General features: G+C 45.6%; 13 protein-coding genes. 2 read left to right on the top strand and 11 right to left on the bottom strand.

Features of this window, described 5'->3' with window-relative positions; translation table 11 throughout:
• Positions 1-54: 54 nt before the first annotated feature.
• Positions 55-435 (top strand): flagellar assembly protein FliW, encoded by a 381-nt coding sequence (fliW, locus tag JU82_RS08395; protein ID WP_037949365.1) that lies wholly within the window; start codon positions 55-57, stop codon positions 433-435.
• Positions 436-468: 33 nt separating this feature from the next.
• Positions 469-2547 (top strand): ATP-dependent helicase, encoded by a 2079-nt coding sequence (locus JU82_RS08400; protein WP_037949367.1) that lies wholly within the window; start codon positions 469-471, stop codon positions 2545-2547.
• A gap of 9 nt (positions 2548-2556) precedes the next feature.
• Here JU82_RS08400 and JU82_RS08405 read toward each other — a convergent pair whose 3' ends face one another.
• From JU82_RS08405 to JU82_RS08455, 11 genes are read right to left on the bottom strand one after another with little or no spacing between them, the layout of a single operon-like run.
• Positions 2557-3804, bottom strand: coding sequence for a type II secretion system F family protein (locus JU82_RS08405; RefSeq protein WP_037949369.1), 1248 nt, complete (start codon positions 3802-3804; stop codon positions 2557-2559).
• Positions 3801-5537 (bottom strand): GspE/PulE family protein, encoded by a 1737-nt coding sequence (locus JU82_RS08410; protein WP_037949371.1) that lies wholly within the window; start codon positions 5535-5537, stop codon positions 3801-3803. Before JU82_RS08410 ends, JU82_RS08405 begins: the two co-directional genes overlap by 4 nt.
• A gap of 15 nt (positions 5538-5552) precedes the next feature.
• On the bottom strand, positions 5553-6098 hold the full coding sequence (locus JU82_RS08415; RefSeq protein ID WP_037949373.1) for a hypothetical protein: 546 nt from the start codon (positions 6096-6098) through the stop codon (positions 5553-5555).
• Positions 6095-6826 carry a tol-pal system YbgF family protein gene (locus tag JU82_RS08420; protein ID WP_037949375.1) on the bottom strand — a complete coding sequence of 244 codons (732 nt, stop codon included), beginning with the start codon at positions 6824-6826 and terminating at the stop codon, positions 6095-6097. Before JU82_RS08420 ends, JU82_RS08415 begins: the two co-directional genes overlap by 4 nt.
• Positions 6819-7631 (bottom strand): AAA family ATPase, encoded by an 813-nt coding sequence (locus JU82_RS08425; protein WP_037949377.1) that lies wholly within the window; start codon positions 7629-7631, stop codon positions 6819-6821. The genes JU82_RS08420 and JU82_RS08425 overlap by 8 nt, the downstream gene beginning before the upstream one ends.
• 3 nt (positions 7632-7634) lie before the next feature.
• The gene (gene mshL / locus JU82_RS08430; RefSeq protein WP_294892631.1) at positions 7635-9236 is read right to left on the bottom strand and encodes a pilus (MSHA type) biogenesis protein MshL; all 1602 of its coding nucleotides are present in this window, start codon (positions 9234-9236) and stop codon (positions 7635-7637) included.
• A gap of 9 nt (positions 9237-9245) precedes the next feature.
• On the bottom strand, positions 9246-9749 hold the full coding sequence (locus JU82_RS08435; protein WP_037949379.1) for a hypothetical protein: 504 nt from the start codon (positions 9747-9749) through the stop codon (positions 9246-9248).
• Positions 9746-10381: a hypothetical protein gene (locus tag JU82_RS08440; RefSeq protein ID WP_037949381.1), complete on the bottom strand. Its 636-nt coding sequence runs from the start codon at positions 10379-10381 to the stop codon at positions 9746-9748. Before JU82_RS08440 ends, JU82_RS08435 begins: the two co-directional genes overlap by 4 nt.
• Positions 10378-11919 carry a hypothetical protein gene (locus JU82_RS08445; protein ID WP_037949383.1) on the bottom strand — a complete coding sequence of 514 codons (1542 nt, stop codon included), beginning with the start codon at positions 11917-11919 and terminating at the stop codon, positions 10378-10380. The genes JU82_RS08440 and JU82_RS08445 overlap by 4 nt, the downstream gene beginning before the upstream one ends.
• An 8-nt stretch (positions 11920-11927) precedes the next feature.
• Positions 11928-13220 (bottom strand): M99 family carboxypeptidase catalytic domain-containing protein, encoded by a 1293-nt coding sequence (locus JU82_RS08450; RefSeq protein ID WP_037949385.1) that lies wholly within the window; start codon positions 13218-13220, stop codon positions 11928-11930.
• A 3-nt stretch (positions 13221-13223) separates the two neighbouring features.
• Entirely contained in the window at positions 13224-14177 is a 954-nt protein-coding gene (locus JU82_RS08455; RefSeq protein WP_037949387.1) for a L,D-transpeptidase family protein, read from the bottom strand.
• Positions 14178-14295 lie beyond the last annotated feature (118 nt).

The following is a 14295-nucleotide window of genomic DNA, read 5'->3' on the forward strand; positions in this document are numbered from 1 at the left end:
CATGGGAACGGGATTTGCTTTATTTGTGACACTAATATGGATAAAGGGGTATGCGTGAAATACAATGTCAAAGCCGATATATTGGGATTTGAAAATTTAAAGACGGTGGAGCTGCAACCGTTTGACGAGCTGTTTTCGATTCTGAGAGGGGAAGACGAACAGGTGAGCTTTACCCTTGTCAATCCCTATGCGTTACGCGAATATTCATTTGATCTTCCGAAGTCCGTTCGCGTTCTGTTGGATATTAATGAAAATTCAAACGTGCTTGTATATAATATCGTCGTAATTCAAAACCCTCTCGATGAGTCATGCGTCAATTTTCTTGCCCCGCTGATTTTCAATCAAGACAATGCTTCGATGGCGCAAGCCGTATTGAATGCCAAAGACTATCCCGGATTCGGATATGCCGAGCCGATCAAAAATTTCAAGTCGTAAAAGCCCGCATTACCGAGGGCTTTAAGGAGCCCTTTGCCTCTTTCCCGCCTCAATCCTCAGCAGCATACCGCCGCCACCGCACCGTACGGTCATAATCTGATCATCGCTTCGGCGGGAACGGGAAAAACGTCTACCATTGTCGGGCGAATTGCGTATCTGTTATCTCAAGACGTACGGCCTGAGCAGATTTTACTGCTGACGTTCACCAACAAAGCGGCGCAAGAGATGGTCGAGCGGGTGGCAACTTTTTTCGGGCGGGAGATTGCCTCCAAAATTGATGCGGGGACATTCCATGCGGTGAGTTACCGATGGCTCAAGCGTAAAGAGGGGAAAGTCGTTCTCAAGCAGCAGCGTGAGCTGAAAACTCTTTTTCGAAGCGTCTATGAAAAACGGACGTTTACCCACATCGACTGTGCCACTCCCGCGTACGGTGCCAATTACCTCTATGACGTCTATTCTTTTTACCAAAATACCGAATTGAACATCAATTTTGAAGAGTGGATTACGACGCGTCAGGACGAACACGCGGTGTATGCGGCGATCTATGCTGATATCGTGGATGAGTTCGAAACGCTTAAGCGTGAGTACGGATTCGTCAATTTTAACGATCTGTTGCTGTTGATGCGCGACCTTGCCGCCCAAAGCGATCTGGGGTACAAAGAAGTTTTGATCGATGAATACCAGGATACGAATGCGTTGCAGGGGACGCTGATCAACGCGATGAAGCCCCCCTCGCTTTTTTGCGTCGGGGATTATGACCAGAGTATTTACGCCTTTAACGGAGCCGATATCTCGATTATCGGATCGTTCAGCAAAAACTATCCCGGCGCGCAAGTCTATACGCTGAACAAAAACTACCGTTCCACCGTTCCGATCCTCTCATTGGCCAATACGGTCATTGCGTATAACGAGCGTATCTATCCCAAAGCGCTAGAAGTGACCCGTACGGCCGAAGCGCAAAACCCGACGCTGCTGATTTACGATGAGTTGTTCGACCAGTATCACGGGATCGCGCAGATGATCGGCGACTCTTCCACGCCGCGTGACGAGATTGCCGTTATCTTTCGCAACAACGCTTCTGCCGACGGGATCGAAGCAGCGCTGCGCGAACTCGGTATCCCCTGCCGCCGTCGCGGGGGGGTGAGCTTTTTTGATTCCAAGGAGGTCAAAGCCCTTTTGGACATCTACACCCTTTTGGTCAATGAATCGGATATGATGGCTTTTATCCATCTGTTCGATTACGCCAAAGGAGTCGGAAGCGCGGTGGCGAAAGAGCTCTTTGTCGCGTTGCAGAAACTGGGGCACGGTTCGTTTTTCAAGGGGCTTTTTTCTCCCGACATGGAGATCAGCAATCCGTTCGAGAAACGCAAGCTGAATCATCAGCTGGGGCTGTTCGACGATTATGCCGAAATGGGAAGTGCGGGGCGGTTCGCCAAACTCTCGATCGATTTGATGTTTTTGACGAACCCCATTTTCAAGCATTCCAAACTGACCAAAGAGAGCGCCATATTCCTCAACGATATGTATCTGTTGTTCAAACAGCTGCGTAACGTGCAGGAGCCTAAAGCAGCGGTCCAAAAAATCGCCGTTTCGGGATTGTACGCGCATACCGTCGAACAGCTTTCTACCCGTCGGGCGATGAATGAAAACGGGGCGGTGGATGAGCGGGCGAAGCAGGAAGCAAAGGAGCGAATATTGCGCAAAGCGACCCTTTTGTTCGAGCTTTCGCGCCCGTATAAGGAACATGAACGTTTTCTGAACGCTATGGTGCTGGGATCGCAGGACTTGACGCAGGGGGAAGGGGTTCATCTGCTGAGTATCCATGCTTCCAAAGGGTTGGAATATCAGGAAGTTTATGTGATCGATTTGATGGACGGGCGGTTTCCGAACCGTAAGCTGATGAGTCGAAGCGGCAGCATCGAAGAAGAACGACGCCTTTTTTACGTCGCGGTGACACGGGCGAAAGACAGACTGTACCTCAGCTTCGCCAAATTCGACAAAATCAAGAAGACAAACTTCGTCCCTTCCCAATTTTTGTACGAAGCGGGACTGATTCCCAAAGACGAGACGTACAATGCCCTCGTCGCCAAAGGTTCGAACGAAGAGGGCTGAAACCTTCTGTTAGCGGCGTCCCTGTACGGCGTTCCCCATCTCCCACATCGGCAGGAAAATACCCAATGCCAGCAGAACGACCATGGCTGCAATGATCAGGAGCATGATCGGTTCAATCGCCTCCGAAAGGCCGTCGATAATGGCATCAAAACGCATTTTATAATACTCCATGACCTTTTGCATCATGGCATCGAGCTGACCGCTTGATTCCCCGGCCGAAATCATTTGAATAATCATGTTCTCGAAAAGTTTCGTTTCGGCCAATCCCGCATACAACGTTCCGCCTTTTTCGACGGTTTGGCGGACTGTCTGCAGTTTTTCCTGCAACGGGAGTGTCTCGATCATACCGATCGACGTATCCAGTGCGTCGGCGATCGGGATACCGGCACGGACAAGTTCTGAAAATACCAGTGTAAAACGGTTTAGCGTTGCAAACATGATAATGCTCTTGATGAGATACAGCCGCAGTAGAAGTTGATGCCATTTGTAGCGGAAGTCACGGTTGTGATTGAGCATATAACGGAACACCATGATGAAAATAACGATTGCGGCCAAAACATACAGGCCGTATGTGTTGAAAAGGTGTTCCAAAAACAGCAAAATTTTGGTCGGTAACGGAAGTTCCGCTTGAAGCTGCTCGAAAATTGCCTTGAACTGCGGTACAACGTATGAGATTAGTACGGTAAAAGCGATAGCCATCGCGATCATGACGTTACGCGGATAAGCCATTGCTTTTTTGAATTTGATGATATTACGGCGGATCTCTTCGAGCATATCGGCTAATTTATGGAGCGCTTCGGCCATATTACCCGTTTTTTCCCCGAGTTCGATCATTGCCAGCGAGAGGGTACCCAGTTCGAAGCTGAACTTATTGGCCGAATTGGAGAGGCTGTGCCCGGCATTGATATCCTCCGCCATCGTTCCCAACACATTTTGCAGGACTTTATCGGTCGTAGCATCGGCGATCTCTCTGAGCGAATCGTGGATGGAGATTCCGGCGTTCGTCATAACGGCAAGCTGGCGTATTGCGGCGATCAGGGCGTCTTGTTTGAGCTTTCGTTTTCGGATGTTCGAAAAGAGGTTGTCTTTAAAGCGGCGCAGTTGATCTTCCAGCGGAGGGGTCGATTCTACGACTTTGATAACCATACCGTTAAATTTGATCTTGGCGAGATAATGGGCTTCTTTTTTACTCTCGGCATAAAATCCGTGTTCGCTCTTTTTTCCTTTTGACAGGACTGTTGCTGTAAAATACTTCATCCTTTGGCTACCCTCAATATTTCATCCAATGTGGTGACTCCGTTGACCGCTTTGGCCATGCCGTTTTCAAACATGCCGACAAATCCTTCTTTTTTGGCCTGTTTGGTGATGTCGTCTTTCGACGAGCCTCTGGCGATCATACTGGAAAGTTCTTCGGTCACGGGAAGAACTTCACAAATCATTTCTCTTCCCATGTATCCGGTTCCGTTACACTCTTTACAGCCGACTCCGTGATAAAAGACGGTGCCCTCGGGGATATAGGCAGTGTATTCTTGAAGAAGAGTTTGTGGGATCTCGATTTCTTTTTTACAGTGTAGGCAGATTTTCCGCACCAGCCGTTGTGCTTGAACCGCTACCAAAGCTCCGCTGATGAGGTAGGGTTCAATCCCCATATCGGCCATCCGCGGTATTGCGCTGATCGCATCGTTGGTGTGGAGCGTTGAGATGACCAAGTGGCCGGTAAGAGCCGCTTTTACGGCAATTTCGAGCGTTTCATGGTCCCGGATTTCTCCGATCATGATTTTGTCGGGGTCTTGCCGCAGGATAGAGCGAAGCGCATCGGCAAAAGAGAGACCTACTTTCGGGTTGACCTGGACTTGCTGAATCAGGTTCATCCGGTACTCTACCGGGTCTTCGACCGTAATAACCTTGTCCTCAACATTACGCAACTCGTTAAGTGCGCCGTACAGAGTGGTCGTCTTACCGCTTCCGGTAGGTCCCGTGACCAGAATGATTCCGAACGGGGAATGCAGCGCTTTGATCAGTTTTTGATAGCTTTCCGAGTCCATTCCCGAATCTTCAAGCTTGACGAGAGCTTTTGTCTTGTCCAGGATACGCATGACGATGGATTCACCGTAAATGGTGGGGAGCGTCGAGAGACGAAAATCAAATTCGGCTTCCATGACGACGGCAGAAAAACGGCCGTCCTGAGGCTTTCGCCGTTCGGCGATGTCAAGATTGGCAAGCAGTTTGATACGGGAAGCCAGCGGGGGATAAATATCGCGGTCAAAAATGAAGATTTCCGTCAATTTTCCGTCAATCCGTCCCCGCACCACGCAGTTTTTTTCCGTCGGTTCGACATGGATGTCGCTTGCGCGTCCTTTAATGCAGGCCTTGAGGATGACGTCGATAAGCTGTAAAATGGATGATGCTTCCTGCTGTTCTTCGATGGTTCCGATATTGCGCAGTTCGTTGCGGATATTGGTCACCAGTTCCTTGACGCTGTCTTTGAGTTCGATTTTGAACAGATAGGCCTGAATCTGTTTTTCGGTCGCAACGGCGACTTTGAGCGATTTTCTCGGGAAAAGGCGCTGTACCGATTCTTGAGCTTCAATGTTGAGCGGATCGGCAAAGACTACCGTCACGTACATGTCATCCTGTACGATCGGCAGTACGTTATAGCGTTTGAGCTGAGGGGTAGGGATCTTTTCAACCAAGCGGTAGTCCATGTCGATTGAATCCAGATCAATAAACGGGACCTCGATAACTTCGGCTAGATGAGAGAGGATCGATCCCTCGTCTAAAAAATGGTAGTTTTTGATAATGGAGAGTTCGTACCGTCCCAGACGGATTTGTTCGACGATAAAACGCTTGATGAAATTGACCGATACGGCACCGACTTTACTCAGTGTTTCGAGGATTGTGTCATCCTGAACGCCTCTGGTTGTCAAGCGATCGATTTGCTGTTGGGTAATATGGCGTTTGTCAAGTAAATCCTGTGTTATACGATCCATACCCGTGTCCTTTGCCTAATATACATGATGAATGGTTAATATTTTATCATAATATTCATCAATTGCTATGCTCTTGCGCCCCCAGGAATCGGTGGTATAGAGTTTATAGCTTTGTCTTGGATTGAGCGGATCGGTGTACTCCTTGACGATATCGGAAGACTTGGGGTTTTTGAGGTAGAGTTCGAACACTTTGGAGAGAAGATGCGCACTGGTCGGGAATTTGAGGTTAACGATCGGCTTGTTGTCGTAAAGCGCCTGCGCCAGCAGTTTTTTCTGCATTAGCAGCAACGAAAAATAAGCGCTGTTTGCACGCGCGTCGGGAGTAGCGTGCAGTGCGGATATCACGGGCGAGAGACGATCGATATGATCGGCTTTGAGGCATGAAAACCCCAGCAGCGAAACGAAGGCTTCGTTTCGCTTGTTTTGGGTGAACACTTGATACCCGTAATCACATCCTTGAGAGTATAGCTCTCTTTGATAAAGGTCATAAAGTTTCTGACTTGCATCGGCTTGAAGGAGAGGAGAAACCGCAAAGAATACAATCAAAATCCAGGATTTCATTTAAACGTCCCATGCTCTATCGAGTTCAACAGCGCTTTGGCCGCTTCGGAATTGGATTGCTGGTAATACAGTTGCAGCGTCTTTTTGGCTTGTTCCGTTCTTCCTAATTTAACCAACGATTTCGAGAAAAGTATCCAGCTTTCATCGATTCTGCTGTTAATGGAATTGGTTTTCAGCGCGTAATTGTAGGCTTCGGCATAATTGCCGCGGTCGTAATGATATTTTGCGATAAAAAGCCCCAAATTGGCATTTGAAGTCTCTTTGAAACGGATTTGAAGCTCTTCAATATCTGTTTTGGACTCATTTCGGTTGATCGAAAGCGATTTGTCGGGGTTGGTGGCAGAGGCAACGCTATGAGACTGCGCGGGATCAGGCATCTGCAGCATTTTTGGCGGAGGCAGCGTAGTTATGGCAGGTTTTGGAGTCAAAACGGGGGCGGATGATGTCTGGACTACGGGTGCATTTTTTTGAAATGCTTCGACAAAACGCATAGAAGGCTCAAGAATCGTTCTATCGGTTTGCATTGTCGTATGGTCTGCAGGCATACTTTCTTGCTTGTGTGTATTGTCGGCTTCTTGCGATGAGGCGGAGGTACCCGCTGAGGTGGCAAACCATCCCATCATTCCGGCAAAAGCGAGGAGTATGAGCGTGCCGCCGATGAAATAGGGAAAATAGTGTTTGATTTTATATCGCAACCAGCGCCGTTCCAAATCATGTATATTAAGCACGGATAAGTCCTGTATGGATGGCTGCCATTTCTACCCATTTGGGTTTGAGGGCATTGTATTTGATCGCGGCGGGATGGTTCTCTTCGTACCAGCAATAGAGGCTGAAAAGAGCAAAGAGCAGTTTATTCGTTTCACGATAATTGCCGCGGGTAAAAGCGGTAATCAGTTTCATATTTTTATCGTTGAACATGTTGGCGACATCAAAACAGTTAGCTTTTAGGAGTTTTTTTTGAACGTACACTTTCAGCTCTTCGGCCGTAGCGTTTTTAAGCTCGAAACTTTCCCATATCCGGGTTTGAAAGTGTTCTTTGGCAATAATGTCTTCTTTGTCCGTTTTATGAAGGGTAATAACGAATTTGACGGCTCTGGCATCCGATATCAGACGAATTTTTTCCATCAATGAAGAAGAATAAAGCTGTGCTTCATCCAGTAAAACGATCGGTACATCGGGCAATGTTAGTGCCTGCGCAATGTCCAAAAAACGGTTTAAAGAGATGCCGTCTCTGGGGGAATGGCCAAAAATTTGCTGTGCCAGAACGCGTAAAAAATCCTCTTCTTCGACAATCGGTGTTCCGATCATGAAGACTTTCTGATGTTTGGAAAGGTCATAATGCAGTTTGTGCAGCAGCATGCTTTTCCCGGTACCGGGTTTGCCGTATAACAAGATCATCTTAAGCGGTTTTTCGACGGAGTTTTTCAACGATTGGTACATATGTGAAACGCTGTCGATCTGGATGTAGTCTTTGGCGTTGACGACATCCACAAAAAGATCGCGCGGCTTTGCGAAAAGGGAATTTTCTACCATTCCTTATTTTGTTTCCTGCTTGGCTTCTTCTTCGATTTTATTTCCAAGACGGGTATAGCCCAAGTCTCCCAAAGTGAGTTTATCATTCTCTTTTTTGACGATATGCGGTTCGATAATGATAACGATCTCTTCGGTTTGTTTGGTTATCCCTTCGCGTTTAAAAAGATATCCCAGCAATGGAATATCTCCCAGGAGAGGAAGTTTATTCGTATTGTTGACATTTTTGCTGTTAATCAGCCCCCCCAAAATGACACGGTTGCCATCCTTGACGGAAATGACGGAGGAAAGCTGACGACGGCTTAAGTCCGGCGGCATTTTTCGGTCCGCGTTATTTGCCGAAATATCACTGGCCACTTCTGAAATAGACGGGTTGATACGCAAAGTAATTGTTCCGTCCTTGGATATTTCAGGCGTAATGTCGAGCAATACCCCTGAAAAAACGGAACTGACAATTTCTGTCTCTGAGGTTGTTCCGGTTGAACCTCCCGCAAGTGTTGAGGATTGAACGGTTTTATAAAACAATTCGGTACCGGCGGTTATTAACGCCGGTTGATTGTTTAATGTCATCACTTTCGGGTTGGAAATCGCATACACGTCCCCCTGCGTTTTGAGAAATTTGATAACTTCATTCAGACTTCCTTTTGCAGACATTTGGAAAGCATGCGCATTATTAACGGCTTGTTCTCCCATTGTTTTAAAAGAGGTCGTACCTAATAAATCGGGCGTGTTTTCAAATTCGATCAAATTATTTTTACTGACGTAATCGAATCCCAATTTGATATTTTGCAAAGCATAAAGTTGGGACCAGTCGATACCGGTCGAAGACGCATCGCTGAAGACGACGCTGTACATTTTGACATCGATGAGGACTTGTGTCTGCATTTTCTTTTCCAAGTCGTCCAGATAGGCATCTAAGCGTTTGAGCTGTGCCCCTGTGGCCGTTACCGTAATCAGCCCGGCATTTTTATTGATCATCGGGATCTTGGCCGTGTACACATCCTCAGGACGGTTCAGAACGCTTTCGAGCTCTTTGTCCAATGTTTCCCAAAACAGTACTTCATCGTTAGACGTGATTTGAATACCTGATTCGGAAGAAGCATTGTTTTTACCCTTTGCTCCGGCCCCGCCAGATGCTCCGGCGGCAGATGTGCCTGACGCGCCGGCTGTATTGTTTTGGGCCGTACCGGTGTTGGAACTCAGGGTGATATTCGCGCTGCCGACCCCTTTGCGTTCCGAGATGATGTAATCGATGTTGTACGTTTTGGTCTGAAGGTACGAAATTCTCAAGACATTGTTCTGAAGCGTATACTGCAGATTGTTTTCTTTAACGATAAGATCAAGTACTTCATTGATCGTCAGATTCTTCAGAAAGGTTTTGTTCATTGTTTTGCCGAGGATCTTTTCCGCTTCGGCATCGGCAACGATGACACTCATACCGCACTCTTCGCTGAGTTGATCGACGAACTCGCCGACGGTCGTCCCTTTGACCGAAGCGATGTTGAAAAGCTCATACGTACAGTCCGCATGAAGCGCCGGTGAAAGAAGGGCAGCCGAAAGACCTGATAACATTAATGCGCGAGCATGGTGTTTGATTACGGGTATCATGATTCTTTCCTATTTTGTGGTAATTTTGATGTTATTGTTTTGTTTTGTCAAAAACAAAATGAGCTTTTGGCCTTTTTTCCCTGTTAACAACACGGAATTCGGTTTGACTTCACTGAGAGAATACTCACGGACGGAATCGCCTGTTTTATACCATTTGCCGCTGATGAAAGCCGATTTATTCATAAGAGCCGTTAATCGCAACGGTTCTTCAACGACTTTTGGCGGAAGAACGAGTCCGGAACCCAGTTTGGGTGGAGGGAACAATTTGTTCCCCGTCGTTGCCACTGCGGCAGGTTTTTTTAATTTGATCGGATCGCGAAGGGAATTGATGAGTCCGTCGGAAACCCCGATTCTGGCGGGTAGAATGGCTTGAATCTGTTCATCGACCCAGGCCAGTTCTTTGTCTTTTTGCGGCTGTGCAACCACGACAGGCCCGGTTTTATTCAGCGAGGCAAGTATGGAAGTTTCAAGGCCGAAAACTCCGATGATACCTAATAAGATATGTTTTTTCATTGTCTTACAATCCCCCATACTGAGATTTTCAGATTTCCTCTCAGTTTTTCATCGGCAGTCAGGTTGAAATCATGCAAGTCGACGACCAAAAAACTTTGTTCCAGTGCATTGACAAATTTCAAAGTGTTTTTGTACTGCCCTTCGGACGAAATATTGATATCAAGCACATGCCCGAATGAACTGTTATCCGTTTGTAAGGTGTTTGCGAATTTCGCCAGTTTGATATTATGCGCCCGGGCATAGCGCGAAACCGAGTCAAGATAAGCTCCCCATACTTTTTCATCATAATAAAGCGATGAAATTTGCTCAAGCTGTTTTTTAATATAGTCATTGTACTGGACGTACAATGCGTGCTGACGTTCGATCTCTGCTGTTTCTTGTTCGATTTGTGCAATTCGTTCCGGAGGATTGGCTGCCAGATACTGTTTGTCGAAATTCAGATCCTTTTCAATTTTCAGTGCTTTTTCGTGCGAAACGTTGAAACTTGCTTCCGAACTTTCCCAAAAGAAAAGATACGAAAAGGCAAAAAGAGACATGAAAATCATTACATAGAGCATCATCTTGTCACGTTCTGTTTTTTGTGACAAAGAGTTGTCTAGAGCGTACAGGTAGTCTTCAATATTGAGTTTCATTTGATTACCGCCTTCAGTTCACCGAGATAGGATTTTTCTTCTTCATTGTAAGAAATGACTTTAAGCGAAAAATCGTATTTGTCTCTTTTGGCATCGGTCAGGTGTTTTAGTAATGCCGTGATGTTTTGCGTCGTCGGCGATGTCAAGCCGAAAGTGAACGTTTTTAGGGTCCCGTTTTGATCTTCATTGTACGCAGCGGATTTGAGTTGAACACGATATTGGTTAAAGCTTCTTGTAAAATCAGCCATGATCTTGGCTTTCATCGGATAATTTACTTTTTTATCGTGTACCTGTACCAGCGTGTCCTGTTTTTGTTTATAGGAAGTTGTCTGTTCATCCAGTAATGTCTGAGCCGCATTTTTATTGGCCAATTTCAAATTGACGGTCGCTTCGCGAGTCATTTTTTCGATATGGACTTGTTCGTACTCTTTGGTCAAAATCGCATGGCGAAACTCTTCAACATACGAAAGGCCCCAGTAGACTCCCGGATAGAGTAACGCAGCGGCCAGAGAGGCCGCCATAACGAGGATGAACTTGCCGCTGTCACGTTCTGAAAAAGGAGGGGGGCGATGGAAAACAGTGAAGTTGCATTCATACCGATCTTCCGCATCCAGACGGCCGTACAGATGCATTAGCTGATGTATCTGATCCACGCGGGCACCGTTGGTATTGAACCCGTAGTTAAAATCAAAAGGAAGCGTTTTGATTCCCAAATAGGTTTGTGCGTACTCGTCCAATCCGCTGACGCTTCCCGCACTTGTCCCGATAAAGATTTCGTCGAATTTTTTAATGTCATATGCCCGTTTGGCATAGGTCATGACATCACTGACATGAAGAAAAATTTCACCGAACAGTTTGATAAGGTTTTTTTGGTATTCGGGATGAGCTGCATTCAACCCTTCTTCTACCAGCATGCGTTCAAATCGGTCAAGATCGAGCTGCTCTCCCAGAAGTTCGCAGAAACGTTCATGCATCTGTTTCAATGAGTATTTCAACGATTTTGCGTAGGTAAATTCCTGTTCGCTGTAAATACAGAAAAATGCATCATTTTCCTGAAAATAGATGAAACAGTGAATATCGGACGAGTCAATCAGTTCTTTGACGTACAACGATTTCAGCAGTAACGGAATGGGGACGATCTGATCAATGTATTTTATTTCGTTGACGACACCGGAATATTCTTGCTCGAGTGTCAGAGGATCGACAACAAAAACGTGAAAAAAACGTTCCGTCTCTGTACCGCGCAGCGGTGCCTCGATGTGGCGGATATGGTATTCAATTGCCATATCCAGTGCAAGATCTTCATACACCTTGGTTTCCAGAGCATCGGATACATCGTCGTCGGGAATGTTTTTGCTGATTCCTATAAGTGTATAGATAAATCCTTTTGTATTAAGAAAAGAGACGGCATATTGGTCTTTTGAAAATGAAGGAGAAGTCGTTTTTGAAATCGTGTTAAACGTACCAACGCACCAATCGCCTTTATACGGGTTGGCTGAAACGATGGTTGAATAAGCCTGCTGCTTGCTTTTACTCATTCCCTATCCTATTTAAAATGTACCAGGACCATCCCGCAAAAACGGTTCTCCCGGTAAAACTCTATCCGATAGCTTTTTTTGGAAGTATCGATAGAGTAATTTGAGTCTAAATCCTGTAACCGGACCGGTATATTACTTTCGTCTTTCACACCTTTGGCGGTAAAGCCGATGATGTTAACACGTATGTTAGGATTATGATTAACAATCTTAAAATCGTCCATTACAAAAAAATCTGTAGCAACCGCTAATGTTATTGGCTGGTTATCTGCCAACACGCTAATCTGTTCGGAACAACTTTCATTAGAAGCGTAATCTGGAACAAGTGAGCTTATTTTTTGGTTACCGATAAAAAGATCAAATTGATGCCTGTTTTTTCGTACGCTTCCCAACGGATGGGAAAATTTAAAATCGTTTATGCCTGATTTTAGCGGAATGAAACTTAAAGTGTTTCTTAAATTTTCTATTTTTAGATAAAAATTGTTATTAATAGTTAGGCTTCCTTGTGTCTTCAGTAAATTCTGGATGGCTTCGGGATTCAAAGTAAAGGTTCGTTCAAATTCGATTCCCATCAAGCGCATATAGCACTCGATAGCGCGTAGCTGATAAAACACTTTGTGATGAAGAGTGGGGAGGTGTTTGCTGGTTTCGATGGCAAATGCCGGTTTATGGTTGGTGACGGCAAAATAGGTCAGCGAGTGTTTCATCGCTTCGTCATCAAAACGGGTATTGGTATTACGCACATCAAAAAAATGGTGTTCTTCGATCAAATCGTCATTCAGGGAACGGCTGACGTTGGAAGCGATGGTATCCAAATGACCGAACGGATGTTCGTGATCGAGCATTTGCTGATCAATGACGCAGGTTTGTCCCCAAGCGTTCGGATTAAAAATGGTATTGAGGTATTTTTTACGGTAGAAACCGTGTCCGTCATGGAGATTGAGTATCAACCCGACTTGCGGTTCGGTAATGATTTTTTGTACTTCTTTGACGATGCCGATATCGGGGTCTTCGGGATCGATCTGAGAAAATTTTCGGTTCAAATCACCGTTGATGCCACGATTGTTCTCTTGAATGCTTTTGCGGTTCAGGTCGGGGATAATCCAAAGATTCCCTTTTTTAATATGGTAGTACTGCGTTAGCAAGGCGGATGCGAAATAACTTCCCGGTTCATTGCCGTGAATACCGCCGATCACAAGCAGTGTCGGCGATTTTAGTGTGTCGGTTTCTTTTTTAATGAGCGAAAATGCAGATGCATGCAAAACGGGCAGCAACGTAAACAACAAGAAGGCGATTGCACGCATCTCTTATTCTTCGGTCAGAATAGAGATGGTCTTATCTCCCTTAAGGGCCACGAGCAAAGATTTTTGCCCTTCATATCTGTGAGTGTCGCTGATGTAAATCTGATCGAATGTGACGAGAAAAAGATTGCGTTTGTCCCCGGGATAGGGGATGATATTGACATTGTTAAACGTAATGGTTTTAATCTCGTTTTTTGAAAAAATACGCTCTTTAAAAGATTTGAATTTAGCCAGATTCATTCCGTCAAAGCGTTTGAAAGAAGGATCATAAAAGGAGAGATAACTCTCTAAATCATTATACGTCCAAGCATATTTCCATTGGTGCAGCCCTGCTAAAACAGCCGAATAAGAGGCGGAATCAATCGGTTTTTTGGGTGCTGAATCGATTATGAGCAAGGTGTTGGCCGGATTGATGTTTTGATCCAGTTGAACCAGGTCATTGTTATTGATGGCGATACATCCTTTAGTAAACGATTCTCGTGTGCCACTTAACGGAACGCCGTGTACCCAGATGCCGGAGCCGTTTTTACCTCGGATGCGATCATACAAATTAGGATAAGAGGTGACAAACGCCATGGGGCCGTAAAACGGATCGACTGTTTTTTTCTTTTGTATAAGGCTATAAATTCCGATTGGTGTTTTTAAATCCCCTTCGATCATTTTGTCGCCGTCGTTTTTCCCGGTAAGCGCGCTGTAGCGTTTTTTCAAAGAAAAACGTTTTTGGGAGTCCGGCATATACAGTTCAAGCAATCCCTTTTCTTTGTTACATGCTAATAATGAAAAGGTACGTTCGTAATAGCCGAATCGCAGATCTTTGTTGTTCAGGGTTCCTGACCAATAGGCGGTATCGTGGGTCTTTTTTTCGATTAGTTTTTTCCCGCCGCTTTTATAGAGGGTGACCACATCGGCAGAAAACAATAAAGCAGACGAAAAAACTAAAAAGGAGATTATTTTTACCATTCGTATCCCAAATCACTCAAAGTTTTTTTGTCCGAACTCCATCCCTTTTTGACGGATACGAACAGATCAAGATACACCGGCCGTCCGGAGAGGCGTTCGATCTTTTCTCGGGCATTCC

This window comes from Sulfuricurvum sp. MLSB (assembly GCF_000747095.1).
GTDB lineage: Bacteria > Campylobacterota > Campylobacteria > Campylobacterales > Sulfurimonadaceae > Sulfuricurvum.

Bases quoted from the DNA above. Each gene is read 5' to 3' on its own strand.
- JU82_RS08405 (WP_037949369.1), bottom strand. From the start codon at position 3,804: ATGAAGTATTTTACAGCAACAGTCCTGTCAAAAGGAAAAAAGAGCGAA.
- JU82_RS08410 (WP_037949371.1), bottom strand. From the start codon at position 5,537: ATGGATCGTATAACACAGGATTTACTTGACAAACGCCATATTACCCAA.
- JU82_RS08415 (WP_037949373.1), bottom strand. From the start codon at position 6,098: ATGAAATCCTGGATTTTGATTGTATTCTTTGCGGTTTCTCCTCTCCTT.
- JU82_RS08425 (WP_037949377.1), bottom strand. From the start codon at position 7,631: ATGGTAGAAAATTCCCTTTTCGCAAAGCCGCGCGATCTTTTTGTGGAT.
- mshL (WP_294892631.1), bottom strand. From the start codon at position 9,236: ATGATACCCGTAATCAAACACCATGCTCGCGCATTAATGTTATCAGGT.
- JU82_RS08435 (WP_037949379.1), bottom strand. From the start codon at position 9,749: ATGAAAAAACATATCTTATTAGGTATCATCGGAGTTTTCGGCCTTGAA.
- JU82_RS08440 (WP_037949381.1), bottom strand. From the start codon at position 10,381: ATGAAACTCAATATTGAAGACTACCTGTACGCTCTAGACAACTCTTTG.
- JU82_RS08445 (WP_037949383.1), bottom strand. From the start codon at position 11,919: ATGAGTAAAAGCAAGCAGCAGGCTTATTCAACCATCGTTTCAGCCAAC.
- JU82_RS08450 (WP_037949385.1), bottom strand. From the start codon at position 13,220: ATGCGTGCAATCGCCTTCTTGTTGTTTACGTTGCTGCCCGTTTTGCAT.
- JU82_RS08455 (WP_037949387.1), bottom strand. From the start codon at position 14,177: ATGGTAAAAATAATCTCCTTTTTAGTTTTTTCGTCTGCTTTATTGTTT.